This is a genomic window from Verrucomicrobium sp. GAS474 (genome assembly GCF_900105685.1).
Lineage (GTDB): Bacteria > Verrucomicrobiota > Verrucomicrobiia > Methylacidiphilales > GAS474 > GAS474.
In genome coordinates this window covers 2,025,673-2,051,267 of sequence record NZ_LT629781.1, presented here as the reverse complement: position 1 = coordinate 2,051,267, position 25,595 = coordinate 2,025,673, and the positions used below count along the sequence as shown (strand labels likewise).

14 protein-coding genes are annotated in these 25,595 nt (G+C 65.2%); 7 read left to right on the top strand and 7 right to left on the bottom strand.

The window, feature by feature from the left end; all coding sequences use genetic code 11:
* Positions 1 to 16: 16 nt before the first annotated feature.
* Positions 17 to 1,798 (bottom strand): autotransporter-associated beta strand repeat-containing protein, encoded by a 1,782-nt coding sequence (locus BLU04_RS08505; RefSeq protein WP_093284665.1) that lies wholly within the window; start codon positions 1,796 to 1,798, stop codon positions 17 to 19.
* Positions 1,799 to 1,903: 105 nt separating this feature from the next.
* Between BLU04_RS08505 and BLU04_RS08500 the strand changes: the two genes are divergently transcribed.
* Positions 1,904 to 2,944, top strand: a complete 1,041-nt coding sequence (locus BLU04_RS08500; protein WP_157895218.1) for a LacI family DNA-binding transcriptional regulator — start codon at positions 1,904 to 1,906, stop codon at positions 2,942 to 2,944.
* A gap of 55 nt (positions 2,945 to 2,999) precedes the next feature.
* Positions 3,000 to 4,415, top strand: a complete 1,416-nt coding sequence (locus BLU04_RS08495; RefSeq protein ID WP_093284661.1) for a glycosyl hydrolase family 28 protein — start codon at positions 3,000 to 3,002, stop codon at positions 4,413 to 4,415.
* Here the strand turns inward: BLU04_RS08495 and BLU04_RS08490 are convergent.
* The gene (locus BLU04_RS08490; RefSeq protein WP_157895217.1) at positions 4,412 to 5,389 is read right to left on the bottom strand and encodes an SGNH/GDSL hydrolase family protein; all 978 of its coding nucleotides are present in this window, start codon (positions 5,387 to 5,389) and stop codon (positions 4,412 to 4,414) included. The two genes, BLU04_RS08495 and BLU04_RS08490, sit on opposite strands and share 4 nt — an antisense overlap.
* A gap of 161 nt (positions 5,390 to 5,550) precedes the next feature.
* Here BLU04_RS08490 and BLU04_RS08485 point away from each other — a divergent pair, with 161 nt between their 5' ends.
* From BLU04_RS08485 to BLU04_RS08470, 4 genes are read left to right on the top strand one after another with little or no spacing between them, the layout of a single operon-like run.
* Positions 5,551 to 6,714: a glycosyl hydrolase gene (locus tag BLU04_RS08485; RefSeq protein WP_093284656.1), complete on the top strand. Its 1,164-nt coding sequence runs from the start codon at positions 5,551 to 5,553 to the stop codon at positions 6,712 to 6,714.
* A gap of 3 nt (positions 6,715 to 6,717) precedes the next feature.
* Positions 6,718 to 7,545: a polysaccharide deacetylase family protein gene (locus tag BLU04_RS08480; protein WP_093284654.1), complete on the top strand. Its 828-nt coding sequence runs from the start codon at positions 6,718 to 6,720 to the stop codon at positions 7,543 to 7,545.
* Between the two features lies 1 nt (position 7,546).
* Positions 7,547 to 9,832, top strand: coding sequence for a glycoside hydrolase family 3 N-terminal domain-containing protein (locus BLU04_RS08475; RefSeq protein ID WP_093284652.1), 2,286 nt, complete (start codon positions 7,547 to 7,549; stop codon positions 9,830 to 9,832).
* Position 9,833: 1 nt separating this feature from the next.
* Entirely contained in the window at positions 9,834 to 11,798 is a 1,965-nt protein-coding gene (locus BLU04_RS08470; protein ID WP_093284649.1) for a sodium:proline symporter, read from the top strand.
* Between the two features lie 253 nt (positions 11,799 to 12,051).
* Here the strand turns inward: BLU04_RS08470 and BLU04_RS08465 are convergent, their stop codons facing one another.
* The gene (locus BLU04_RS08465) at positions 12,052 to 14,238 is read right to left on the bottom strand and encodes an alpha-galactosidase (RefSeq protein WP_093284646.1); all 2,187 of its coding nucleotides are present in this window, start codon (positions 14,236 to 14,238) and stop codon (positions 12,052 to 12,054) included.
* 228 nt (positions 14,239 to 14,466) lie between these two features.
* Between BLU04_RS08465 and BLU04_RS08460 the strand changes: the two genes are divergently transcribed.
* On the top strand, positions 14,467 to 16,557 hold the full coding sequence (locus BLU04_RS08460) for a TonB-dependent receptor plug domain-containing protein (RefSeq protein WP_162274664.1): 2,091 nt from the start codon (positions 14,467 to 14,469) through the stop codon (positions 16,555 to 16,557).
* Positions 16,558 to 16,579: 22 nt separating this feature from the next.
* Here BLU04_RS08460 and BLU04_RS08455 read toward each other — a convergent pair whose 3' ends face one another.
* Genes BLU04_RS08455 through BLU04_RS08440 form a run of 4 tightly spaced genes read right to left on the bottom strand, consistent with a single transcriptional unit; the run spans position 16,580 to position 25,454 of the window.
* A complete protein-coding gene (locus tag BLU04_RS08455) occupies positions 16,580 to 17,770 on the bottom strand; it encodes an alpha/beta hydrolase (RefSeq protein ID WP_093284642.1) in 1,191 nt (396 codons plus the stop codon).
* Positions 17,771 to 17,798: 28 nt separating this feature from the next.
* Positions 17,799 to 18,236, bottom strand: a complete 438-nt coding sequence (locus tag BLU04_RS08450; protein ID WP_093284640.1) for a response regulator — start codon at positions 18,234 to 18,236, stop codon at positions 17,799 to 17,801.
* Between the two features lie 42 nt (positions 18,237 to 18,278).
* On the bottom strand, positions 18,279 to 19,646 hold the full coding sequence (locus tag BLU04_RS08445; protein WP_093284638.1) for an ATP-binding protein: 1,368 nt from the start codon (positions 19,644 to 19,646) through the stop codon (positions 18,279 to 18,281).
* Between the two features lie 6 nt (positions 19,647 to 19,652).
* A complete protein-coding gene (locus tag BLU04_RS08440) occupies positions 19,653 to 25,454 on the bottom strand; it encodes a HAMP domain-containing protein (RefSeq protein ID WP_093284635.1) in 5,802 nt (1,933 codons plus the stop codon).
* Positions 25,455 to 25,595 lie beyond the last annotated feature (141 nt).

Genomic DNA, 25,595 nt, shown 5'->3' with positions numbered 1-25,595 from the left:
CGGGAAGAAGTGTCCCCTACAGAATGGCTCCCGCGTCCGGGCGTCCTTTCCGCCGGAAAAGGCGGCGCCGGAGCAGGCCGCCCGCCCCCCAGACCGTCCCGAACGCGCCGAGGAGAGCGGCGACCGGCGGCTCCGGCACGGCGACGACCGTCACGCTGAGGTTTCCGGCGCTGTAGCTGAACTGGGCGCTGTACCCGTTGTCGTCGGAGGTCAGCGTCCAGCCCGATTCGCCGGGATCGGAGGCGAGTCCGGTGATGATGTTCGAGTAGGTCCCGGCCTGGATGTTCAGGAGATCGATGTACAACGTCGAGGCGAGGGAGGCCGTTCCCCCCAGCGTCAGGGTCGAGGAGGTGTTGCCGGAGCCGAGGACGAAGGCGAGCGTCGAGCCCGAGGCCATCGTCAGGCCATTGGCGAGGGTGAGCGAGGTGCCTGTCGCCGTCCCCGCCGCCAGCGTGCCGCCGGAGGCCACTGTCGTCGCCCCGGCGATCGTCCCGGTGCCGGTCAGCGTCGCCCCGGAGGCGACGGAGACGGCGGTGTTCGCGAGGCTCCCCGTCACGGAGAGGGTGCCCGCGCTGACGGAGGTCGCCCCGGTGTAGGTGTTCGCCCCGGCGAGGGTGAGCGTTCCGGAGCCGATCTTCGAGACCGGGGTCGTCCCCGAGACGACGCCGCCGATGGTGAGGTTGTAGGCCTGCGTGTCGAAGGTGTGTCCCGCGCTCGAGAGGACGATGTTGCGTTTCGCGTTGAGGGTGAACGAGCCCGTCGCCTGGAGGACCGTCGTGCCGGTGCCCGCGAAGGTGAGGTTCGTCGAGGCCGAGGCGGGGACGGCACCGAAAGCCGAGTCGGCCGAGACGGCGACGGTGAAGGACTTCCCCGACGACCCCGCCGTGACGAGAGTGCCGCCGCTGTAGGTGTTGTTCCCCGTGATGGAGAGGACATTGTTCACCGTCCCCCCGTAGTACTCCAGGGACTGCGAGCCACCGCTCTCCCCGATGTTTCCGGAAATGGTGCCGGTCAGCACGTCGATCCGGATCCGGGAGGCGTTCCCCGTCAGCGTGACGGTCCCGGCGACGCCGCTGCCGTTTCCATAGAGATCGATCAAGCCGCGCCCGCCGTCGCCGGTCCCTCCCGCGAGGCTGATCGTCTGGGCCGATGAGGTAATGAAACTCCCGTTGAGGCGGAGGGTGGCGTTCGGGTTGATCGTCACCGCCCCCGTTCCGAGAGCCGCTTGGCTGTTCGCAGTCAAGAGGATCAGGTTCGTCCCGTCTCCGAGCGTGAGACCTCCGGAGAAGGTGTTGGTTCCCGAAAAAGTAAGCGAGGAATTGAGCGTTGCCGATCCGCCGACGAGGCTCAGCCCACCGCTGTTCGCCAGGTTGGCGCTGATCACCGGCGCGATGGCCGTGCTCGTCCCCGAGGTGGCGGTGATCGTCGCGGCTCCGGTCCCGCCCGCCCCGCCCAACGTGATCGTGTACGTCGATCCGGCAATCGTGTAGTTGTTCGCCCCGCTGTAGCTGAAGGCGAGGTTCCCCACCGTCACGTTCCCTCCGAGTGTGACCGTATAGGCCGCCGCCAGCGATGTGGCGGAACCGAAGGTCACCGTGTCCGAGGTGCCTGCCGTCACGTCGGCGCTCCCGTTCCAGAAGGCGGTGGAACTGCTGCTCCACGCCCCCGTGCCGTCCTGAGCGCCGGTGGTGCCGGAGGTCGCATCCCACGTCACCGTCGCCGCGCGCAGGCCGGGCACTGCCGAGGTGAGGGAAACCAGAACGAGCGCCAAGACGGGCCAGCGAAGGAGGATTTTCATAAAATTCAATCTGCTTGGGCCAGACTAAGTTGAAACCCCGCCGTCCTCCAACAGGCCAATCGGTTAACAGTTGACGCCCTTCCCTCGTTGCCTTACGAGTGGACGATGGCCTCGATCACCACCCGCCAGCTGGCCGCGATGGCCGGATGTTCCCATGCGACCGTCTCGCTGGCGCTGCGGAACCATCCGCGCATCTCCGAGGCGACGCGGAAGAAGATCGTCGACCTCGCCTCGGCATCCGGGTACAGCCGCGATCCTCTCGTCTCGACGCTGATGACCCAGCTCCGGACCACCCGCCGCAATCGCGCCACGGAGAAGCTCGCCTTCCTCACCCTGTGGGATACGCGGGACGGCTGGAGGAAAGGGCACCAGGACACCAGTGCGTTTCAACGCGCCTGCGTCCGGGCGGAAGAGCTGGGCTACGAGATCGAGGAATTCTGGGCGAAGGAGCCGGGGCTCAACGCGAAACGGCTGACCAAGATCCTCTATACCCGCGGCATCCGGGGACTGCTCCTGAGCACCCTTCCCCGCCCCTCGGGCCATTTCTCCCTCGATTGGTCCCACTTCGCCACCGTCACCACCGGCAGCACTCTCCTGAAGCCCGACCTTCACCGCGTCGTCCACTCCCAGTTCCAGGGCATGTCCCAGCTCCTCCACGAGCTACGCCATCTCGGCTACCGGAAGATCGGCTTCACCAGCCTGGTCGACCAAAGCGAGCGGAGCAACCAGGGCTGGCTCGCCCGCTTCCTGCTCCACAACCAGCGCCAGCCCGCCGCGCTCCGCGTCCCGCCGCTCATCGTTCCGAAATGGAGCCCGACGAAGGCCCTGCAATGGATCGAGAAACACGAGCCCGACGTGATCGTCAGCAACATCGAGGACCCCCTCCACCTGCTCCGGGACGCCGGCTTCCGGGTTCCGAAGGAAATCGGCTACGCCTCGCTCGACCGCATCCTTCCCGGCGATCCTTACGCGGGGATCGACCAGCTCCGCGGGGAGATGGGGGCCGTCGCCGTCGAGCTACTGATCTCCCTTCTCGAAGGGAACCAGTACGGCTTGCCCACCCATCCGCGCATGGTCCACGTCACCTCGGAGTGGAAGCCGGGCCCCACGGTCCGGCGGATACGGTCGGACGTGACGGGGAGTTAACTGTCATGCAACCAAGCTCTGGCCTTCGTGAGAGGCCAAGAGTTACTTCTGGGGCATGCTGGCCCCCCTCGACAAACCCGATTCCGAACGTTCCGCGACCCTCCCCGCGCCGCCCTGTGCTTCCGGAGTCCGCATCGTCCCCGCCTCCACCGACCCCGCCCATACGCGCGCGATCCAGGCGGCGATCGACGCCTGCGCCGCGCAAGGCGAAGGCAAGGTCGTCCTCGAGCCGGGACTCCATCGCTCGGGAACGATTGTCCTGAGGAGCGGCGTCACGCTCCATCTCGAGAAAGACGCCATCCTCTCGGGCAGCACCGACGTGAAGGACTACCTCCGGCGCGAAGGACACCTCGGCGCCCGAATCAACGGAGGCGAGGCCACTGCTCTGATCTTTGCGGAGAAGGCCGAAAGAATCGCTCTGACGGGGGAAGGGACCATCGACGGGAGCGGCCAGGCGTTCTGGCGGAAATGCACTCCGGCGCCCGACTGGGCCGAGGCCCGCAAGCCCCTCTCGCTCTGGATCCCAGGATTCGAGTATCAGGCGCTCCCGCGTCCCCGCGCCCTCGTGCTTTTTGCCGATTGCAGGGAAGTCCGTATCGAGGGCGTCCATCTCCGCAATTCCCCCGCTTGGACGGTCCACCTCCTGGCCTGCGACTCCGTCGAGATCCGGGACATCGTCCTGCGCGGCGAGCTCCACGGCAGCAATACGGACGGCATCGACCTCGACGCCTGCCGGGACGTCCTGGTCGAGAACTGCGACATCTTCACCGGAGACGACGCCATCGCCCTCAAGAATACCAACACCTGGGGCCTGCGGCGTCCCTCCCGCAACATCACCGTGCGCGGCTGCCGCCTGCGTTCGACCACCCATGGTTTCACCGTCGGCACCGAGACGAAGGACGACTTCGAGAACATCGTCCTCGCCGATTCGTCGATCGAGCAGGCCGGAAAATGGTGGACCCTGACGGGGATCGGCCTGAGCATCGTCGACGGCGGCACGCTCCGCAATGTCCTGATCCGGGACGTCGTCATCTCCGATTCCCTCGGCCCGATCCAGGTCCGGCTGGCCAATGCGGGGCGGGAGCAGGAGACGAAGACACCGGGCAGGATCGAGGACATCGTCTTCGAGAATGTCCGCGTCGAACGCGCCCACGGCAACTGCCTCCTCATGGGCCTGAAAGAGCGGCCCCTCAAAAACGTCGTCCTGAAGAACGTCGATATCCAGATGCACGAGACCGTCGATTCCTCCGCCATTCTCGCCGAGCTGCCCGAAATGGAAACGGAATTCCCCCCGAGCGCCGTATGGAGACAGCTTCCTTCCTACGGCCTCTACTGCCGACACATCGAAGGGTTGGCGTTCTCGCGCGTCTCGATTCTTCCCGCCGAGGGGGAAAAGCGGCCCGCCTTCCTCCTCAAGAACGTCTCCCCGTTCGATTGCACCGGATTGAACGCCGCCGAACCTTCCTCCTAGGCGGGAGGCAGGTCCGCGATTTTCCGAAGCAGCCGTTCCCGGGTCTCCTGGTCGATCTTCGCCGCGTCGAGCGAGGGCTCTTTGGCATGCTCCTGCAGGACTTCGCCGAGGCTTTGGAGCCAGAGTGTTCCCTCTGTCTGCATCACGTCCTCGCTCCGGCCTAGCGCCAACTTCTCCAGCGCGCGGAACTGCGCGAGGGTGAGGTCGGCCTCCTGCCGGAGGGCGATCTTGGCGGCGAATGAGGCCGTCTCCGGCTGGTTCAGCCACGCCTGCTCGATCTTCTCTGTCTCCTCGGCCGGAAGGCCCATCGCACGGAGGCAGCCCTTGGCCATGATCACGTTCCCCTCCGCGTTCATGTGGACGCCGTCGACGGTCAGATAGCGGGAGGAGGCCCGCTCCGGGAACTTCCCGAGGGCTTCGCGGAAATCACGGTTCTGATCGGCGAGCGGCAGATTGCGGTCCTTCGCCAACTGGCGGAGGAAGTCGTTGTAGGCCGTCAGCTTCTCGTTGTTCGGATTCGCGTCCTCGCCGATCGGAGTTGCGGTGAAGAGGATCACCTTGATCCCGGCCGCCTGGGCCTGATCGATGATCGAGACGATGTTTTGCTGGTAGGCGGGCAGCTCGACGCCCTTGGCCCCGTGCCAGACGTCGTTCACGCCGCAGCTCACCGTCAGCCAGTCGGGCTTCGCCTGGAGGACATCCTTCGTGAGCCGGGCCAACATGTCCCGTGATGTGTTGCCGCTCACTCCCGCCGGGACCGGCGTGACGGTGATTCCCTCCTTCTGCAATCCGTCGACGACGAGCCGCACGTAACCCCCCTTCGTCGCCCAACCGTTCGCCGTGATCGAGTCGCCGAGAAAGGCGACCTTCTGCCCGTTCTTGATCAGCGGCCCGCCTTCGGCGAAGGCGACCGTCCCGCAGCACCACAGAGCGAGCGCGGCGCATGCCGTCCTCGCCCCGGACCCCTCCGTCAACCAACCCAGTCTCGTATTCTTTTTCACAATGATAACGCCATCCTTAAGGCGCGGGACTCCTTCCCGGCAAGGGGAAACCGGGTTTCCAGTTTACTGTCGGTTAACTGGAAATCGATCGCCCTGTAGCGGACTCCGGGACGATCACCTTACGCTCCATTGCGATGAATCCCGCCGTCTCTCTTTTCCTTCGTTCCGCTCTTCTCCTCTCCGGGGCCGGTCTCCCTCTCTTCGGACAGGTCCCGAGCGAGGTTCCCGATCCGGCCCCTCTCCCGCTCACGCACAATACCGCCCCTCCCTACACCGTGGTCGAGGCGGGCGTCGCCAAGATGCAGGCCGGGTACATGGACTTCTACAGCGACTGGATCAAACGCCCCCTTATCTGGGGCGAAGACTTCATGCCGACCGACAACTGGGACAACATCCAGGGCAACACCTGGTTCCTCGCCCCTTGGGCCAAATGGGTGAAGGGCAAGGAAGGGCGCCGGCTGATCCTCTCCGCACCGATGCTCGTCGGAAACTGGAAGCGCGAAGGCCCTAAAACCGGCCCCGACGCAGGCAAGCCTGTCTCCCACGAGATCGGCGCGACGGGAGCCTATAACGTCTATTACAAGACCCTCGCGGAGCGCCTCGTCGCCAACGGCCTCGGAGACACGATCATCCGGCTCGGTTGGGAATTCAACGGGGGCTGGTATGTGTGGCGCGTCGACAAGAATCCCGACGCCTTTATCCAATACTGGAGGCAGATCGTCACGACGATGCGCGCCGTTCCGGGCGCGGAAAAACTCAAGTTCTGCTGGAACCCCACGATCGGCCTCTACGAAAGCAAGGCTTACGAGGCGTGGCCGGGCGACGAGTACGTCGACATCCTCGGCCTCGATATCTACGACCAGACCTGGTACCCGGAAATCTATCCGCTGCCCGAGAAAGCCACCCCCGAGGAAATCGAGAAGCGGCGGCGCCTGAGCTGGGACGGGAACCTGAACTTCGACGGCAAGCGGCGTGACGGCATCCCGTTCTGGACCAAGTTCGCCCAGGAGCATGGGAACAAGCCCATCGCCGTCTGCGAGTGGGGCCTGGTCGCCGGGAAGCACGGCGGCGGTGACAATGTCTATTTCATCGAGCAGATGTACAAGTTCATCACCGATCCGAAGAACAACGTCTACTTCCACTGCTACTTCGACGTGAACGCTCCCGACGGCGGCCACCTCCTGGCCCCATGGAAGGGCGTCCAGAGCGTTTTCCCCAACGCCGTCGCCAAGTACCAGGAGCTCTTCGGCGCGAAAGAGCCCTACGTCGAGAAAAAGGACGAGACGGCGAACCGGTAACCCATGGAACCCCGCATCGAGATCCCCGCCTTCCCGCAGGGGAAGCGGATCGCCGTCACGCTGAGCTTCGACGACGGGCACACTTTCGACCGCAAGGTCGTCGCGGCCCTGAACCGACTCGGACTCAAAGCCACCTTCAACCTGAATTCGGGCAAGCTCGGCCGCACCGGCGAGATCCTGCCCGACGGCTATCGAAACTACCTCGACGCCTCCGAGGTGGCCGACCTCTACCGAGGGCACGAAGTGGCGATCCACACCGTCACCCATCCTTTCCTCGACCGGCTCGATGTCTCGCAGCTCGCCTACGAGGTGCTCGACGACCGCCGTAACCTCGAGGGCCTCGTCGGCTATCCCGTCCGCGGCATGGCTTATCCTTTCGGGGTGTACGACCAAAAAATAGCCGATCTGCTGCGCGGCCTCGGCGTCGCCTACTCCCGGACCACGCGCACCGAGGAAAAATGCTTTCCGCCGGAAGATCCTCTGAAGTGGGCGACGACGGCCCACCAATTCGCGAGTGAACCGACCGTCCCGCAGCGTTTCGAGAAGCTCTATGCTCAACCGCGCTATTCCGTCTTCTTCGTGTGGGGCCACGGCTTCGAGTTCCACGACCGCAACGACTGGGACGCGCTCGACCGACTCTTCGCGCCGCTCTCAGGGAAGCCCGATGTCTGGTATTGCACCAATATCGAGCTCTTCGACTACGAAGCGGCCCGCTCCCGGCTCGTCATCGCGGCGAACCTCCGGAGCGTGCTGAATCCCAGCGCCCTCCCCGTGACCCTCGCGGTGGACGGAAAGCTCCGGGAGGTCCCTCCCGGCCTCACCCTTCTTTGACATGAAGCACCGAAACGCCGCCCTGCCGATCGAAGATCGGATCGATTCCCTTTTGTCCGAGATGACCCTCGAGGAAAAGCTCGCCCAGATGAACCAAAACATGGCGGGCTGGCGCAGCTACAAAAGAGAGAGCAACCGCCGTCTCTCGCTTTCGGAGGAGTTTTTGGACAAATCCCGAAACGGCATCGGAACGCTTTCGGCCGTGCAGCGTGCCGACCCTTGGAGCGGCGTGACCCGCGAGGAAGGTTTGAACCCCAGAGAAGCCGCCGAGGTGTCGAACCAGATCCAAAGGCATCTGGTCGAAAGCACTCGCCTGGGTATTCCGGCCATCATCGCGGTCAACTGTCCCCACGGCCTGGCGGGCCTCCATACGACGGTGTTTCCGGCCGCCATCGGCCTTTCCTCTTCATGGAACCGCGAGCTGCTCCACCGCGTCGGCCGCGTGATCGGCACCGAGCTCCGCGCGGAGGGTGCCCACATGTCCTATTCGCCCGTGCTCGACATCGCGGGCGATCCCCGATGGTCGCGGGTCGAGGAGACCTTCGGCGAAGACACCCACCTCGCGGGAGAACTCGGCGAACAGATCGTCCGGGGCCAACATAACGGCGACTTCAAGGCCGACTCCTCCGCCATGGCCACGCTGAAGCACTTCACGACCTTCGGCTGTAGCGAGGGAGGCCAACATAATGGCCCCGTCCATTGCGGCCGCCACGAGCTTCACGAGAGATTCCTGCCCCAGTTCAAGAAGGCCATCGACGCGGGCGCCATGTCGGTCATGGCTTCCTACACCGAAATCGACGGCATCCCGGTCCATCGCAATCGCTATCTGCTGACCGATATCCTCAAGGAACAGTGGGGCTTCCAGGGCTACCTCGTCTCCGACGGATGCGGGTTGGACCAGTTATACAACTATCACTTCACGGCGCATGACCCGACCGAGGCGGCCGCACAGGGCGTCCATGCCGGTGTGGACCAAAGCCTCCGGGACAACGTCTATAACTATCTGGGCGATGCCGTGGAGCGGGGCCTCGTCACGGTGAAGCAGATCGACCGGGCCGTCCGCCGGATTCTTCGCGTGAAATTCATGCTCGGGCTGTTTGAGAACCCTTACGTCGATCCGGAGAACAGCTCGCGCGTCCTTTCGCCGGAACACCGGGAGATCAATCTGCAAACCGCGCGGGAAAGCATCATCCTGCTCAAGAACGACGGCGTGCTGCCGCTCAATGACGGCAAAATCAAAAGGATCGCCGTCATAGGACCGAACGCACACAACATCTACAACCAGATTGGCGACTACGTCTGCTATCAGAACCCCTCCGAGGTCACCACCCTTCTTCAGGGAATCGAGGTCGCCGCCCGGACCGCCGGCATCGCCGTCGACCACGCACGCGGGTGCGGTGTGACCGATCCCTCCGACGAGGGCTTTGCCGATGCGCTCGCCGCAGCCTCTCTTGCGGACGTCATCGTGGCTTGCGTCGGAGGTTCCAGTGCCCGTCCGTTCGATACGAACTACACAGCCGGAGGACAGGCGATCGTCGACGACGGACGGCTCGATGACATCGATTGCGGCGAGGGGATCGACCGAGGCAACATCGATCTGGGTGGGGCTCAACAAAAACTCCTGGCGCTGTTGAGCGGCCTCGGCAAACCTTTGATCACCGTCCTGGTCCAGGGTCGTCCGCATACCATCGAAAAAATCGCCGCCGACAGCAATGCCCTGCTGTGCGCCTGGTATCCGGGGCAGGAAGGCGGCACCGCTCTCGCCGAGATCCTCTTCGGCATCGTGTGTCCCTCCGCAAAAACGACCGTCAGCTTCCCGCGCGTGGCCGAGGAGCTGCCCGTGTATTACAACCACAAGCCTAGCGCCCGTAAAAAATATCATCAGAGTCCTTCCAAGCTCCTGTTCCCCTTCGGATTCGGGCTGAGCTTCACGACCTTCAAATATTCGGACCTCACGCTTTCCGAATCTCAAATCAGACCTGACGGCGCGACGACGCTTTCCGTTACGGTAAGCAACGTCGGCGACTGGGATGCGATGGAAGTGGTGCAGCTCTATGTCCGGGACAAGGTCAGCACCGTGACCCGGCCGGTCAAGGAGCTCAAGGGATTCCAAAAGATCGGGATACGGGCCGGCAGCGCCACAAGGGTCTCTTTCGACCTTAACCCAAGCACGTTAGGCTATCACAACGAGGATCTCGATTTCGTCGTCGAACCCGGAGAGTTTGAAATCATGGTAGGGACAAGTTCCGAAGACCTTTTATCCACTGTCCTTAAAGTTGGCCGATAAAATGAGTCGTCTCGACTGGGTCATCGCCCTTACTCCCCTCGTTCTCGTCTTTCTCGTCGGCCTCTATTCGAAGAGATACGTCCGGGGAGTTGCCGATTTCATGTCGGGCGGTCGGGTCGCCGATCGCTATCTCCTTTCAATCGCGGGAGGAGAGTTGCAGGCAGGGGCCGTCGTTTTCGTCGCAATGTTCGAAGTCATTTCCCGTTCGGGCTTCTCCCTGACCTGGTGGGGATGGCTCTCCGGCCCGATCGGCCTCGTCGTCGGCATTTCGGGCTTCGTCGTCTACCGCTATCGGGAAACGCGCTCGATGACCCTCGCCCAGTTCTTCGAGCTTCGTTACAGCAAGTCGTTCCGCCTTTTTACCGGCTTCCTCGGCTTCTTCGCGGGCATCCTGAACTTCGGCATCATCCCCGCCGTCGGCGCGCGGTGCCTTGCCTACTTCTGGGGCTTCCCCGAACACGTTGAGGTCCTGGGCCGGATTTTCCCTACCTACGTTCTCCTGATGGCGGGCTTCCTCTCGATCTCCCTCTTCGTCGCCCTCTCCGGCGGGTTGATCACCGTGATGATCATCAATTGCCTCGAGGGAATCGTAGCCCAGATCTTCTATATCGTCATCATCGTCGCCCTGCTGTTGATGTTCAACTGGCATGAAATCGCTACCGTCCTCCAGGCCCAACCCGCCGGACACTCCTTCCTCAACCCCTTCGACTCAGGCGCCGTGAAGGACTTCAACGTCTGGTACGTCCTCATGGCGATCATCACCGGCATCTACGGAACGATGGCGTGGCAGAACGCTGTCGGCTACCAGGGCGCGGCGCTGACACCTCATGAAGCCCGCATGGGAAACGTGTTGAGCCGCTGGCGGGAAATGGGGAAGGGCGCCGTCGTCGTCCTCCTCGGGATCTGCGCGATGACCTATCTGAACCACTCCGATTTCGCCTCCCAGGCTGCCTCGGTCGGGGTCGAGGTCGGGAAAATCTCCGACCCCAAAGTGCAGTCTCAGATGACAATGCCGATCGCCGTGTCCCATCTCCTTCCGATCGGAATCAAGGGAGTCCTCTGCGCGATCTTCCTCATGGGCGTCTTCGGCGGCGACGCGACCCATCTCCACTCCTGGGGCAGCATCTTCGTCCAGGATATCCTCGTGCCGCTCCGCAAAAAACCATTCGGACCGAGGCAGCATCTCCTCGCCCTCCGCTGCTCGATCGTCGGCGTCGCCTTCTTCGCCTTCCTCTTCGGCGCGCTTTACCGGCAGGTCGACTACATTGTGATGTGGTGGCTGGTGACGACGGCGATCTACGTCGGCGGCGTCGGCGCGGCGATCATCGGAGGCCTCTATTGGAAGAAAGGGACGACTGCCGGGGCCTGGGCCGCCCTCTTCGCCGGCTCGACACTCTCGGTCTCCGGAATCATCGCCCGGCAGATAAGCCCCCATTTTCCGCTCAATCCCCAAGAGATCGGTTTCGGCGCGTGCCTGATCGCGATGACGCTGTACATCGTCGTCTCGCTCCTGACGAATCGGGAGAACTTTAACATGGACCGTCTCCTCCATCGAGGGGCCTATGCGATGACAGTCTCGGAACCTAAGGAGACCGCGTCGGCTGCCGCCCCCGGCCGTTTCGTCTGGCTGGGACGTCTGATCGGGATCGACTCCCACTTCTCTCTCGGCGACAAGTGGATCGCCGGGACGATCTTCGCCTGGAGCATCCTCCTTTCCAGCATCTTCCTCCTCGGGATGGCATGGAATTACCTTTCGAGTTGGCCCACGTGGTTCTGGCCCGGTTTCTGGCACGTGGTCGGGATCGGCTTCCCGATCTTCTTCGCCGTGGTCACCGGCCTCTGGTTCACCTGGGGTGGCATCCGGGGCATCGTCCGTTTCTTCGCTCGTCTCCGCGACGAACGAGTCAACCACCTCGACGACGGCACGGTGAAGGATCATCAGAACCTAGCGGAGCAATCTCACTAAGACCCCTGCCTTTGGGCGGGCCAAGCAGGCCGCTTCGGCATAAAACGCATACCGGGGTTTAGCCGCACTAGCCCTTCACATCTGGTCCCAAGAAATATCGAACGCCTCACGGATGGCGTTCGCAACACCGATGGTGGGGAGGCATACCGCGCTCGATCTCCTGGCGAATCCCAAGCGCCCGCCTCGGCCCGAGGACGATACCGTTTCTCTTACCCCGAAGGGCATTCACCGCCCCCTTCGCGCCCCCTTTCCTCTACACCGCCTTCAACTCCCAAACCGTGCTCTGGAAGTCGTGCTTCTGCAGGGGCACGAGGAGCCCGACGTTCCTCAGCAGGTCGCCGCCGAAGGTATGCTTCGTCCCGACCACGCGATAGGTCCGTTTCGGATCGAGCCCGGCGACGCGGAGGCGGCGATGCCCGGGATTGGCCGGATGGAGGACGTCGATGTTCCAGACCAGCGCCTCCCCGCCGTCGGGGCTGACGACGGCCCAGGCGGTGCTGTTCCCCTCGAAGGGGCTGGCGAGGCGGTGGAAGCGGCCGAACTGGATCAGCTTCCGGTGGCGCTTGTAGAAGGCGACCTGCGCGGCGACCTCCTTCTTCTCCTCGGCGCTGAGGTTGCCGAAGTCGAGCTCGTAGCCGAAGTTCCCCGCCATGGCGACGTCGCCCCGGGTCTTCAGCGGGGTGAGGCGATGGACCTGGTGGTTCGGCACCGCCGAGACGTGGGCCGTCATCGAGCTCACGGGGTAGACGAGGGTCGTGCCGTACTGGATGCGGAGGCGGGAGATCGCGTCGCTGTTGTCGCTGGCCCAGGTCTGCGGCAGGTAGTGGAGGATGCCGGGATCGAAGCGGCCGCCGCCGCCGGAGCAGCCCTCGAAGAGGACCTTCGGGAACTTCCTCGTCAGCCGTTCCATGACGCCGTAAACGCCGAGGATGTGGCGGTGGGCCGTCTCCTTCTGCCGGTCGGCGGGGAGCGTGGCGGAGCCGATCTCGGTGAGGTGGCGGTTCATGTCCCACTTCACGTAATCGATCTTCGCCTCGGAGAGGACGGCGCCCATCGTCTTCACGATCCAGTCGCAGATCTCGGGGCGGGAATAGTCGAGGACCAGCTGGTTGCGGCCTGTCGTCCGGCTCCGGCCCGGCGCGTGGAGGCACCAGTCGGGATGGGCGCGGTAGAGGTCGCTGTCGGGGGAGATCATCTCGGGCTCGAACCAGAGGCCGAACTTGAGGCCGATCTTGTGGATGCGGGCGGAGAGGTCGGCGAGGCCCTTCGGGAGCTTCTTCCGGTCGACGACCCAGTCGCCGAGGGAGGTGGTGTCGTCGTTCCGCTTGCCGAACCAGCCGTCGTCGAGGACGAGGAGCTCGACGCCGAGCTTCTTCGACTCGCGGGCCAGTGCCTCGAGCTTCGTCGCGGTGAAGTCGAAGTAGGTCGCCTCCCAGTTGTTGACGAGGACGGGCCGTTCCTTGTCCCGCCACGCGCCGCGGGCCAGCCGCTCCCGGTAGAGGCTGTGGTAGGTCTGGGACATCCCGTCGAGGCCCTCGGCGGAATAGACCAGGACCGTCTCCGGGGCCTGGAAGGAGGCGCCGGGCTCGATCTTCCAGGAGAAGTCGAACGGGTTGATGCCGATCTGGACGCGCGTCGTCCCCATCTGGTCGACCTCGGCCTGGGCGAGGAAGTTCCCGCTGTAGACGAGGCTGAGACCGTAGACCTCCCCCTGCCGCTCGTCGGCCTTCGGGTCGAGGAGGGCGATGAAGGGATTCTGCTGGTGGCTGCTCGCCCCGCGCCGGCTCTCGACCGACTGGATGCCCGAGCGGAGCGGCTGGCGGATCACGTCGCGCTCCCGCGCCCACGCGCCGGAGAGCTGGAGGAAATCGAGGTTCGCGTGGGGGAAGTCGACGCTCGCGCTGAAGACCCGGTCGAGGACGAGGCTTTCCTTCCCGCCGTTGCGGAACGAGACCGAGCGGGTGAGGGCGTCCCGCTTCTCGTAGACAGTGTAGGAGAGAGTGGCGACGAGGCCGCTCTTCGCGTCGAGGAGGTCGATCTCGAGGGTCGAGGCCTCGGCGGAGCGCTCCACGTAGGTCGCGGGGAGGCCCTTCAGCTTCGGCTTGCCGGAGGTGATGCGGTGGGTCTTGTAAAAGAGATCGAAGACGCGGCTGCCGTCGGGGAAGACCGCGGTGGCGGCGGGGGAACGGAAATCGCTGCGGCCGTAGACCGGATATTCGGCGGGAAGGAGGTCGAAGGAATAGGTCCGGTCCTTCGGCTCGAAGTTCGGGCAGAAGGCGGCCTCCCAGCGGGGCGTCGCCGCCCAGAGATTCCCCTCGCCGATCCGGGCTCCCCAATGGAGGTGGATGAGGCTTTTCTGCGGCCCGATGCCCAGCGCATAGGTCGTGCGGGGGGTGTGGAGGAAGAAGATCTTGTGATGGGAATCGTAAACGATGGGCATGGGGAAGGGACGGTGGTGTGGGGGTGAAGGGAGGCCTGATAAGCCCGGGCAGCCTCCCACTACACCCCGGCCCTCCCCGTCGGGCAAATGGGATTTTGTGATCTCGATAGGGGTCTTTTGTGATATTCCCCCGGAAAACAGGCAGGCAAGATCGTGCGCTTTTCGGGATTGATCTGAGCCTCGGTCCTCATACCCTCAATGTCGTTTAACGTCTTCTCGAAAGAGTTCATGATCTCATTACCGACTCCCCTGCGCGCTCGATGGATCGGCGGAACGCTGCTCTCTTTCCTTTCCTTTGCCGACTGCGATCTCGGCCGGGCCGAGGACCACGTTTCGAGCGTCGAGCCGGTCATCGTCACCGCGCAGGCCCCGGCGGCCGGCGAATCGACCGACGCGGGGGCCCACGCCACGCCCCTCTCCGACACCCGCCTCGACCGCCGGGAGTTCGACACCTTCCAGATCCGCTCCCTCACCGACCTCGACGCCATCGCCCCGAACCTCGTCACCCACAGCGGCGGCAACCGGGAGCTGAACAGCATCTCCGGCATGCGCGGGATGATGAACTCCCTCTCCTTCACCGATCCGGCCATCGTCTACTACGTCGACGACGTCCCCGCCTCGACCCCGATCTTCAACACCCTCGACCCCTACTCGCTCCAGTCCCTCCGGCTCCGGCCCGGCTCGCAGGCGGGCTTCTACGGGCAGAACTCCCCCGGCGGCGTGATCGAGATGACGCAGAGCCAGCCGAAGCCGGTCTTCAGCTCGCGCTTCTCGACCGAATACGGCACCTACGGCAGCCGCGCCGCCTTCGGCGAATTCACTGAGGGAATCAAGGGGACCGACCTCTCCCTCCTCGTCTCCGGCCACTACACCTCACAGGAAGGCTACCTCACGAACCCCGTCCTCAACACCCATCCCGACAAGCGGGAGGAATTCAGCGGGCGCATCGCCCTCCGCTGGACCCCGACGAAGGAATGGACCGTCGACCTCAACGTCACCCAGGCCGACGACAACGACGGCATCCAGCGTTTCACCCCCCTCAGCGCCCCCCACGACCTGATCCCCGACCGGGTCGACGGCCATACCGACCTCCAAAAGGGCCTCCAATCGGTGCGGAGCCGCTACGACGGGGACGACGTCGTCGTCACCTTCGTCAGCAGCCACCGCTCCGCCGACCTCGACCCGAGCTTCCTCGACCTCGGCTTCGGCGGGTCGAGCACCCTCTCCACCGCCCGCACCCACGAGCAGCAATACACCCAGGAACTCCGCATCGCCTCGAAGGACGCCGACAAGGAGCCGTTCTCCTGGTCGGGCGGCCTCTTCACCCAGCACATCGACTTCGCCGCCTCCGCCGACACCGTCACCTCGACGACGACGGCCCACACCCTCATCCACGCCGACTACGACACCTACGCCGCCTTCGGCGCCGTCACCGTCCGCCCTTCGGAGCCCTTCTCCCTCACCTTCTCCAACCGCTTCCAGGGCGACGACAAGGGAGGCGACCGCGCCGACGCCCTTTACTTCGGGACGACGCCCCTCTCGGCCTCGACCGACCGGGAACGGCACATGTGGCTGAACGTCGCGCCGAAGCTCGAGGGCGAGTACAAGGTCGACGACCAGACCACCGTTTTCTCCTCCACCGCCCTCGCCTTCCGCCCCGGCGGCTACGCCCCCTTCCCCTCCCAGGCGAACATGAAGCCCTACGCCAGCGAACGGACGTGGGCGAACGAGATCGGGGCGCGCTACGAGGGCTGGGGCCACCGCCTGAAGACCCGCGCCACCCTCTTCTGGAACGAGACCTACGCCTACCAGCTGGAGCGGAACAACTACCCGAACAGCGACGTCGACAACGCCCCCGAAGTCGCCTCGCGCGGGGCCGAGTACGACCTCTCCGTCGAGCCGGTCGACGGCCTCGTCTTCCACGGCAGCGCCGGATACACTCTCTCCACCTTCGTCCACAACCGCGACAGCGCCACCGGGATCGACATCAGCGGATACAACGTCCCCTACGTCCCCCGCACCACCTACCTCCTGGAGGGAACCTACCGCCACCCCTGCGGCTGGATGACCCATGCCGATGTCCGGGGCCTCGGCCAGACCGATTACAGCGCCCTGAACCAGCTCCAATACCGCCAGAACGCCTACGGCATCGTCGGGACGAAACTCGGCTACGAGTCCCCCTCCGACTGCTGGTCGGTCTACGTCTACGGGGAGAACCTCGCCAACGCCCGGTACAGCGTCCTGATCGACTCCGGGCTCAACGCGCAGATCTCCGGCGCGCCCCGCACCTACGGCGTCGCGGCGAACGTGAAGTGGTAGGCGCCAAGCCGCCTCGGCTTCGCTAGCGTCTCGTCACAGCCGCCAGGAAATGGCAGACCGCATAAGCCGCAATCTGCCCTCCCGGCGTCCGGCGGTCGTAGTCGAACGCATGGGTCGCCCAGGGCAGGTCGAGAAAGGCATGCGGCACCCCCGCCCGGCGCAGCTTCGCCGCCCAACGCTCGCTCTGGAGGAACCAGACGAGGGGGTCGTGCCGCCCGTGGAGGAGGAGCATCGGAGGCGTCCCCGGCCGGGCCCGCGAGGAGGCGTCGTCATACCGCTCCGGCACCGCCTCGGGCGTGCCGCCGAGGTAATCGATCAGCAGCCGCGGCGAGTCGAGGATGTCCCCCGGCTTCGCATACCGGTAGGAGAAGTGCATGTCGGAGGGCGCGTAGAGCGCGATGCAGCCCCGGATCGCGGGATCGTCGGCGACGCACGCCGTGACCTCGGCGACCTGCCCCCCGGCCGAACGGCCGAAGAGGACGAGGCGGCCGGGATCGATCCCCAGTTCGGCCGCATGTCCCTTCAGCCAGCGGAGCGCCTCCAGGAGATCGTCGCGGGAGGCGGGCCAGATCGCGCCGGGGGCGAGGCGATACTCAACCGAAGCAACGGCATAACCGCGCCGGGCCAGGAAGCGGTTGAACTCGGCCCCCTCCTCCGGGGAGCCGCTGCTCCACCCGCCGCCGTGGACCTGGACGACGCACGGCACCGCGCCGCCGTCGGCCGACGACGCCCGATAAAAAACCAGGCGGAGGGTCTTCTCCCCGCGCGCCGCATAAGAAAAGACCTCGGCCTTCCCCTGCGGCGTCCGCCGCCCGAAGGCGAGGACCCGCCAGGAAAAGGGCGCGGGGAGCGCCGCGCCGTCAAAGGGTAAACCAAAGGCCTCCGCCATCTCCGAAGGCAAGCGGGCGGCGACGCGCCGGGCCTGCCGCAGCGGCACTAGGAAAAGAAAGAGCGCCGCTCCCGCCAGGGCGAGGCCGATCCCGGCGCTGAATCCAAAGCCGCCCGCCAGGAGGAACCCCCCGGCGATCACCAACCCCGCCGTCGGCAGCGCGAGCCAATGGCCGTACTCGGTCGTCGCCACGCTGATCCGCCACAGCCACAGCCGTTGCAGCATCAGGACGTTGAGCGAGGCGAGGCCGAGGAAGGCGGCGCAGGCGGCCGGATAGACATCGCCCGCCGAGAAAACGGCGCGGCTTCCCGCTTCGGCAATCATGAGGGGCGTGAGGAGGAGCCGAAGGCGCTCAACCCGTCGAGATCCGCTTCCGGCTCAGGGCGATCCCGACCTTCTCGATCAGCTGGGCCTGGTCTTCCTTCTCGGCGCTCTTGCGATGATAGGCGGCGGCGCCCAGCGCCAGGCTGGCGGCGATGTCCTCCGGGAGGGAGGAGCCCGAGACGATGATGACGCCGATCCCCTCGATGCCGTTCGCGGTCAGCCACCGGAGCACCTCGTGGCCGGTCTTGCACGGCATCTTGAGATCGAGGATCAGGAGATCGGGAAGGGGATGGAGCTGCCGGTCGGAAAAGGGGGGGAGGCCGCTCAGGTAGGAGATGACCTCGTCGCCGCTCTGCGCCTCTTTCACCACGGCAATCTCGGGGATGCGACGAAGGATGCGCCGCATGAAGAGACGGTCGTCCTCGGAATCGTCCCCTAGCAGGACGGTGTAGCGTTCGGTTTCCACGGGAATCCTCTTTCAGGAGGTATCCCTCATGATGCCTGAAACCTACCGTTTTGGAAGCTCTTGTTTGTCGGGTAACTTCTCGTTGCCGAGGGTGAAATAGAAAGTCGCCCCCCGGTCGATCTCGCTCTCGGCCCAGATCCGCCCCCCGTGCCGCCGGATGATCCGGGCGACGAGGGCGAGGCCGACGCCGGTCCCCTCGAAGTTCTGCGAGGAATGGAGGCGCTGGAAGACCCCGAAGAGGCGGTCGGCCAGCTTCATGTCGAAGCCGACCCCGTTGTCCCGGATGAAGATGACCTCCTCCCCGTCCCGCCGCGTCACCCCGGTCTCGATCCGGGCGGGATCGCGGGGGCGGCTGTATTTGATCGCGTTGGAGAGGAGGTTGACGAAGACCTGCCGCATCAGGGTCGCGCCGACCGAGGCCGGAGGGAGGGCCGTCCCCGTCCACTCGATCCGCCGCCCCTCGGTCTCCGGCTGCAGGGCGTTGCGGGCCTCCTGGAGCAGGGTCTCCAGGGAGATTTCCTTCCGCTCGAATTCCTGCTTGGAGATGAGGGAGAGCTTCAGCAGGTCGTCGACCATCTGGCCCATGTCCCGCCCGCGCTGGCTGATCCGGTGGAGGTAGTGGAGCCCCTCGGGGGAGAGGCTTTCGGCGCAATCCTCCTCCAGGATCTGGGCGTAGCCGTGGATCTGGCGCAGGGGGGCGCGGAGGTCGTGGGCGATCGAGTAGGTGAAGGTCTCCAGCTCGCCGTTGGCGGCGACGAGTTCGGCCGTCCGCTCCCGGATGCGGTCCTCCAGCTCGCCGTTCAGCTTCCGCACCTCGCCCTCGGCCCGGTGGCGCTCGGCGATCTCGCTGCGGAGGGAATCGTTCGCCACGCCGAGCTCGGCGGTCCGCTGCCGGACGCGGACCTCGAGGTCGTCCCGGGCGATGCGGAGGTATTCGGCCTGGCGGCGGATCTGCTGGGTCGCCTTGAAGAGCTCGACGAAGACCGAGACCTTGGCCCGGAGCACCTCGGGGACGACGGGGGTCAGGATGTAGTCGACGGCGCCGAGGGAATAGCCCCGGGAGACGTGGTTCTCCGTGTCGCTGATCCCGGTGACGAAGATGATCGGGACGTTCTCCAGCCGCTTCCGCTGCCGGATGAGGAAGGCGGTCTCGAAGCCGTCCATCCCCGGCATGTTCACGTCGAGGAGGATGACGGCGAAGTCCTGCTGGAGGAGGCACCGGAGCGCGTCCCGTCCCGAGATCGCCTGGACCACGTTCTGCCCCAGCTCGGCCACCACCGTCGAGATCGCGAGGCGCTTGTCCTCGCGGTCGTCGACGATCAGGATGCTCGCCTTCTCCTCCGGGAAATCCCCGGACGGGAAGGAGGCCTCACCCGTCCGGGCGGCCGGGATGTCGGGGTTCTCGATCATCGGTTCCTAGCGGTGCAGCCAGAGGCGGAGCATGGAGAGGAGCTCGGAGCTGTCGACCGGCTTCGCGAGGTAGTCGGAGGCCCCGGCGTCGATGCACTTCTCGCGGTCCCCCTTCATCGCCTTCGCCGTCACCGCGATGAGCGGCAGCGTCCGGAAGCGGCCGAACTTGCGGATCGCCCGCATCGTGTCGTAGCCGTCCATGTCGGGCATCATGATGTCCATGAGGACGGCGTCGACTTCGCTCAGCTCGTGGAGCCGCTCCAGCGCGATGCGGCCCGTCTCGGCGGAGAAGGTCTCGATGTGGTAGCGCTCCAGCAGGCTCGTCATCGCGAAGATGTTCCGGATGTCGTCGTCGACGATCAGGATCTTCTTCCCCTGCAGCACCTCCTCGGCCTCGTGGAGGCGCTGGATGGCGGAGCGGTGGGGCTCCGGCAGGTCGGCGACGGGCCGGTGGAGCGTCAGCAGGACGGCGTCGAGGAGCCGCTCCGGGGAGTGGATCTCCTTCAGGTTCATCGTCCGGCCGAGCCGCTTGAAGTGGTTGTCGTCCTTCTTCGAGGCCGAGGCGGGCATCGAGGCGATCACCGGGATCTCATCGAGCGAGGGGTCCCGCTTGATCAGTTCGAGGAGCTCGAGGCCGCTCTGGTCGGCCAGCTCCGGGGCGACGACGACCGCCGCGAAGGCGTCGTCCCGCAACCGCTGCAGCGCCTCGTTCCCGTCAGCCAGCGCGGCCGTCTCGACGCCGACCGCCGCGAGCAGGGCCGCCGTCTCGGCGGAACGCTCCGCGTTGCCGTCGACGAGGAGGACCCGCTGGACCCGCCCCTCGCCCGCGTCGGCGGCGGCCGAGTTCTCGAGCCGGTCGAAGACCTCGGTGAGGGAATCCTTCGACTGGAGGGGCTTCAGGAGGACGCCCGCCGCGCCCATGCGAAGGCCGCGCAGGCGCTCCTCCTCCGTCGTGATGATGTGGACGGGAATGTGCCGCGTGGCGACGTCGTTCTTGATCCGGGCCAGGACGCGCCAGCCGTCGATGTCGTTCAGGTGGATGTCGAGGGTGACGGCGCTGATCTTCCGCTGCTGGAGGGCGGCGGAGACGTGGGTGCCGTGGGGGCAGATGATCCCCTTGAAGCCCCGCTCCCGCGCGGCGTCGAGGAGGAGCTGGGCGAAGGGGAGATCGTTCTCGACGATGAGGAGTACGCGGTCCTCGGGATGGATGTCGAGGGAGTCGTCGTGGAACTCGAGCTCGGGGATCGCGTCGGGCTCGACCTCGACGACCGACTCGAGTTCCCCGCCCGGCAGGCCGTTCGCGTGGGAGGACGATACCGGGGGCGGTTCCTGGATCACCGCCTGCCGCTTGGCCGGGCGGATCGGGATGTAATTCTGCGGCAGGTAGAGGGTGAAGAGGCTCCCCTCGCCCGGCGTGCTCGCCAGCCGGATCTCGCCGCCGAGGAGGCGGGCGATTTCGCGGCTGATCGCGAGGCCGAGGCCGGTGCCGCCGTACTTGCGGCTGGTGCTGCCGTCGGCCTGCTGGAAGGCCTCGAAGATGATCTGCTGCTTGTCGACCGGGATGCCGATGCCGGTGTCGCGGACCGAGAAGGCGAGGACCGCCTTCGCCCGGTTCAGCGTCTCGTTCTCCGGGCTCCACCCGTCGAGCGCGAGGTCGACGGCGAGGGAGACCTTGCCGTGCTCGGTGAACTTGAACGCGTTCGAGAGGAGGTTCTTGATGATCTGCTGGAGCCGCTTCGAGTCGGTCTGGATCGTCTTCGGCAGCTCGATCGAGCGGCGGATGTCGAAGTCGAGCTTCCGGGCGTCGGCGACGTGGCGGAAGGTCCGCTCGACGTAGTCGTGGAGGTCGTGGACGGCGACCTCGCCGACGTCGACCATGACGGTGCCCGACTCGATCTTGGAAAGGTCGAGAATGTCGTTGATGAGCGCCAGGAGGTCGTTGCCCGAGGCGTGGATCGTCTTCGAGAACTCGATCTGCTTGTCGGAAAGGTTCTTGTCCTTGTTCCGCGAGAGCTCGTCCGAGAGGATGAGGAGGCTGTTCAGCGGCGTCCGCAACTCGTGCGACATGTTCGCGAGGAACTCCGACTTGTACTTCGAGGTGAGGGCGAGCTGCTTCGCCTTCTCTTCGAGTGCCTGGCGTGCCTGCTCGACCTCCCGGTTCTTCCGCTCGACCTCGACGTTCTGGTCGGCGAGGAGCTTCGCCTTTTCGCCGAGCTGCTGGTTGGTCTGCTGGAGTTCCTGCTGCTGGCTCTGGAGCTCCTTCGCGAGGGACTGGGACTGCTTGAGCAGGTCTTCCGTGCGGGTATTGGCCTCGATCGTGTTCATGACGATGCCGATCGATTCCATGAGCTGGTCGAGGAAGGCCTGGTGGGTCGGGCTGAAGCGGTCGAACGAGGCGAGTTCCATGACGGCCTTCACCTGCCCCTCGAAGATGACGGGGAGGACGAGGATGTTGACCGGCTTCGCCTCGCCGAGGCCGGAGCCGATCGTCATGTAGTCGTCCGGGGTGTTCGTGAGGAGGATCTTCTCCCGCTCGAGGGCGCACTGGCCGACGAGGCTCTCGCCGAGCTTGAAGCGGTTCCCGGAGTTCTTCCGGTCGCGGTAGGCGTAGCTGGCGAGGAGCTTCAGGTAGAGGTCGCCCCCTTCCTTCTCCGAATCCATGGTGTAGAAGACCGCCTGCTGCGCCGAGACGACGGGCGCGAGCTCGGAGAGGATGAGCTTGCCGACGGTGAGGAGGTCCTTCTGCCCCTGGAGCATGCGGGAGAACTTCGCGAGGTTGGTCTTCAGCCAGTCCTGCTCGGAGTTCTTCAGCGTGGTGTCCTTGAGGTTGCGGATCATCTCGTTGATGTTGTCCTTCAGCGCGGCGACCTCGGCGCGCGCCTCGACGGTGATCGACCGGGTCAAGTCGCCCTTGGTCACCGCGGTCGCGACCTCGGCGATGGCTCGCACCTGCGTGGTGAGATTCGCGGCGAGCTGGTTCACGTTGTCGGTGAGATCCTTCCACGTTCCGGCGGCGCCGGGGACGCTCGCCTGGCCGCCGAGCTGGCCTTCGACGCCGACCTCGCGGGCGACGGTGGTAACCTGGTCGGCGAAGATCGCGAGCGTGTCGGTCATGCTGTTGATGGTCTCGGCGAGCGCCGCGATCTCGCCCTTCGCCTCGACGGTCAGCTTCCGCTTCAAGTCGCCGTTGGCGACGGCGGTGACGACGACGGCGATACCGCGCACTTGGTTGGTCAAATTACCGGCCATCAGGTTCACGTTGTCGGTGAGATCCTTCCACGTTCCGGCGACGCCCTTCACGTCGGCCTGGCCGCCGAGCTTCCCTTCGGTGCCGACCTCGCGGGCCACGCGGGTCACTTCCGAGGCGAAGGAACGGAGCTGGTCGACCATCGTGTTGATGGTATCCTTCAGCTCGAGGATTTCCCCCTTCACGTCGACAGTGATCTTCTTCGACAAGTCGCCGTTCGCCACCGCGGTCGTCACCGCCGCGATGTTACGCACCTGCGAGGTGAGGTTGCCGGCCATCGAATTCACGTTGTCGGTCAAATCTTTCCACGTGCCGCCGACGCCCTTCACTTCGGCCTGACCACCGAGTTTCCCCTCGGTGCCAACCTCGCGGGCGACGCGGGTCACTTCCGAGGCGAACGAATTGAGCTGGTCGACCATCGTGTTGATGGTGTCTTTCAGTTCGAGAATTTCGCCTTTGACGTCGACGGTGATCTTCTTCGACAAGTCGCCGTTTGCCACGGCGGTCGTCACCGCCGCGATGTTGCGGACCTGGCCGGTCAAGTTACCGGCCATGAAGTTCACGTTGTCGGTCAAATCCTTCCACGTGCCGCCGACGCCCTTCACCTCGGCCTGACCGCCGAGTTTTCCTTCGGTGCCGACCTCGCGGGCCACGCGCGTCACTTCGGAGGCGAACGAGCTGAGCTGGTCGACCATCGTGTTGATGGTGTTCTTCAGCTCCAAGATTTCGCCTTTCACGTCGACGGTGATCTTCTTCGACAAGTCGCCCTTCGCGACGGCAGTCGTCACCGCCGCGATGTTACGGACCTGCGAGGTGAGGTTACCGGCCATCGAGTTGACCGAGTCGGTGAGATCCTTCCACGTTCCGGCGACGCCTCGCACTTCGGCCTGACCGCCGAGTTTTCCTTCGGTGCCGACCTCGCGGGCGACGCGCGTTACTTCGGAGGCGAACGAGCTGAGCTGGTCGACCATCGTGTTGATGGTGTCCTTCAGCTCGAGGATTTCGCCCTTAACGTCGACGGTGATCTTCTTCGACAAGTCGCCGTTCGCCACCGCGGTCGTCACCGCCGCGATGTTACGCACCTGGCCGGTCAGGTTGCCGGCCATCAGGTTCACGTTGTCGGTCAAATCCTTCCACGTGCCGGCGACCCCTCGCACGTCGGCCTGGCCGCCGAGCTTCCCTTCGGTGCCGACCTCGCGCGCCACGCGGGTCACCTCGGAGGCGAAGGAACGGAGCTGGTCGACCATCGTGTTGATGGTGTCCTTCAGTTCGAGAATTTCGCCTTTGACGTCGACGGTGATCTTCTTCGACAAGTCGCCGTTCGCCACGGCGGTCGTCACCGCCGCGATGTTGCGGACCTGGCCGGTCAAGTTACCGGCCATGAAGTTCACGTTGTCGGTCAAATCCTTCCACGTGCCGCCGACGCCCTTCACCTCGGCCTGACCGCCGAGTTTTCCTTCGGTGCCGACCTCGCGGGCGACGCGCGTCACTTCGGAGGCGAACGAGCTGAGCTGGTCGACCATCGTGTTGATGGTGTTCTTCAACTCCAAGATTTCGCCTTTCACGTCGACGGTGATCTTCTTCGACAAGTCGCCCTTCGCGACGGCGGTCGTCACCGCCGCGATGTTGCGGACCTGGCCGGTGAGGTTTCGCGCCATCGAATTCACGTTGTCGGTGAGATCCTTCCACGTTCCGGCGACGCCCTTCACCTCGGCCTGGCCGCCGAGCTTTCCTTCGGTGCCGACCTCGCGCGCCACGCGCGTCACTTCGGAGGCGAACGAGCGGAGCTGGTCGACCATCGTGTTGATAGTGTCCTTTAGCTCGAGGATTTCCCCCTTCACGTCGACCGTGATCTTCTTCGACAAGTCGCCCTTCGCGACGGCGGTCGTCACCGCCGCGATGTTGCGGACCTGCGAGGTGAGGTTACCGGCCATCGAGTTGACCGAGTCGGTGAGATCCTTCCACGTTCCGGCGACGCCCTTCACCTTCGCCTGGCCGCCGAGCTTTCCTTCGGTGCCGACTTCGCGCGCCACGCGGGTCACTTCCGAGGTGAACGAGCTGAGCTGGTCGACCATCGTGTTGACGGTCTTCGCCGTACGGAGGAACTCGCCCTGGAGGGGGCGTCCCTCGATGTCGAGGGCCATCGCCTGGGTGAGGTCGCCCTTCGCGACGGCGCCGATGACGCGGGCCGTTTCGCTGGTCGGATGGACGAGGTCGCTGATGAGGGTGTTGACCGAGGCGACCGACGCGGCCCAGGCCCCGCCGACCTCGCCGATCGAGGCGCGCTGGCCGATCTTCCCCTCCTTGCCGACGACCCGGCTGATCCGCTCCAGCTCGCGCGACATCTTCTCGTTCTGCTCGATGACGTCATTGAAGGCGTCGGCGATCTTCCCCGCCGTGCCGTTCCAATCGAGGGGGAGCCGGGCGGAGAAATCGCCCTTCTTCAGCGCCGTGAGGGCGCCGAGCAATTGCCGGGCATCGAGTTCCCCGTCGGTGACGGGAAGCGGACGGGGGGCGGAGGATCGCTTGGGAAGAACTGAGAGGGCTCCGTTTTTTTTCATCGTGCAGGATCAGTGGGGGGTGGGGGGTGAAGCGGGAAAAGGGAGCCTATTATATAGGGGCGTCGGGAGAGAGAATCGGCGAGGCCTGAAACGGGATGGGGGAGCCTCCCGACGAGGCAGGATTCCCCGGAAAACAGCGTT

What these genes read in the sequence shown, in the direction of transcription:
- BLU04_RS08445 (WP_093284638.1), bottom strand. Translation starts at nt 19,646, where the DNA reads ATGATCGAGAACCCCGACATCCCGGCCGCCCGGACGGGTGAGGCCTCC.
- BLU04_RS08455 (WP_093284642.1), bottom strand. Translation starts at nt 17,770, where the DNA reads ATGATTGCCGAAGCGGGAAGCCGCGCCGTTTTCTCGGCGGGCGATGTC.
- BLU04_RS08500 (WP_157895218.1), top strand. Translation starts at nt 1,904, where the DNA reads ATGGCCTCGATCACCACCCGCCAGCTGGCCGCGATGGCCGGATGTTCC.
- BLU04_RS08495 (WP_093284661.1), top strand. Translation starts at nt 3,000, where the DNA reads ATGCTGGCCCCCCTCGACAAACCCGATTCCGAACGTTCCGCGACCCTC.
- BLU04_RS08475 (WP_093284652.1), top strand. Translation starts at nt 7,547, where the DNA reads ATGAAGCACCGAAACGCCGCCCTGCCGATCGAAGATCGGATCGATTCC.
- BLU04_RS08440 (WP_093284635.1), bottom strand. Translation starts at nt 25,454, where the DNA reads ATGAAAAAAAACGGAGCCCTCTCAGTTCTTCCCAAGCGATCCTCCGCC.
- BLU04_RS08470 (WP_093284649.1), top strand. Translation starts at nt 9,834, where the DNA reads ATGAGTCGTCTCGACTGGGTCATCGCCCTTACTCCCCTCGTTCTCGTC.
- BLU04_RS08480 (WP_093284654.1), top strand. Translation starts at nt 6,718, where the DNA reads ATGGAACCCCGCATCGAGATCCCCGCCTTCCCGCAGGGGAAGCGGATC.
- BLU04_RS08465 (WP_093284646.1), bottom strand. Translation starts at nt 14,238, where the DNA reads ATGCCCATCGTTTACGATTCCCATCACAAGATCTTCTTCCTCCACACC.
- BLU04_RS08505 (WP_093284665.1), bottom strand. Translation starts at nt 1,798, where the DNA reads ATGAAAATCCTCCTTCGCTGGCCCGTCTTGGCGCTCGTTCTGGTTTCC.
- BLU04_RS08460 (WP_162274664.1), top strand. Translation starts at nt 14,467, where the DNA reads ATGATCTCATTACCGACTCCCCTGCGCGCTCGATGGATCGGCGGAACG.
- BLU04_RS08485 (WP_093284656.1), top strand. Translation starts at nt 5,551, where the DNA reads ATGAATCCCGCCGTCTCTCTTTTCCTTCGTTCCGCTCTTCTCCTCTCC.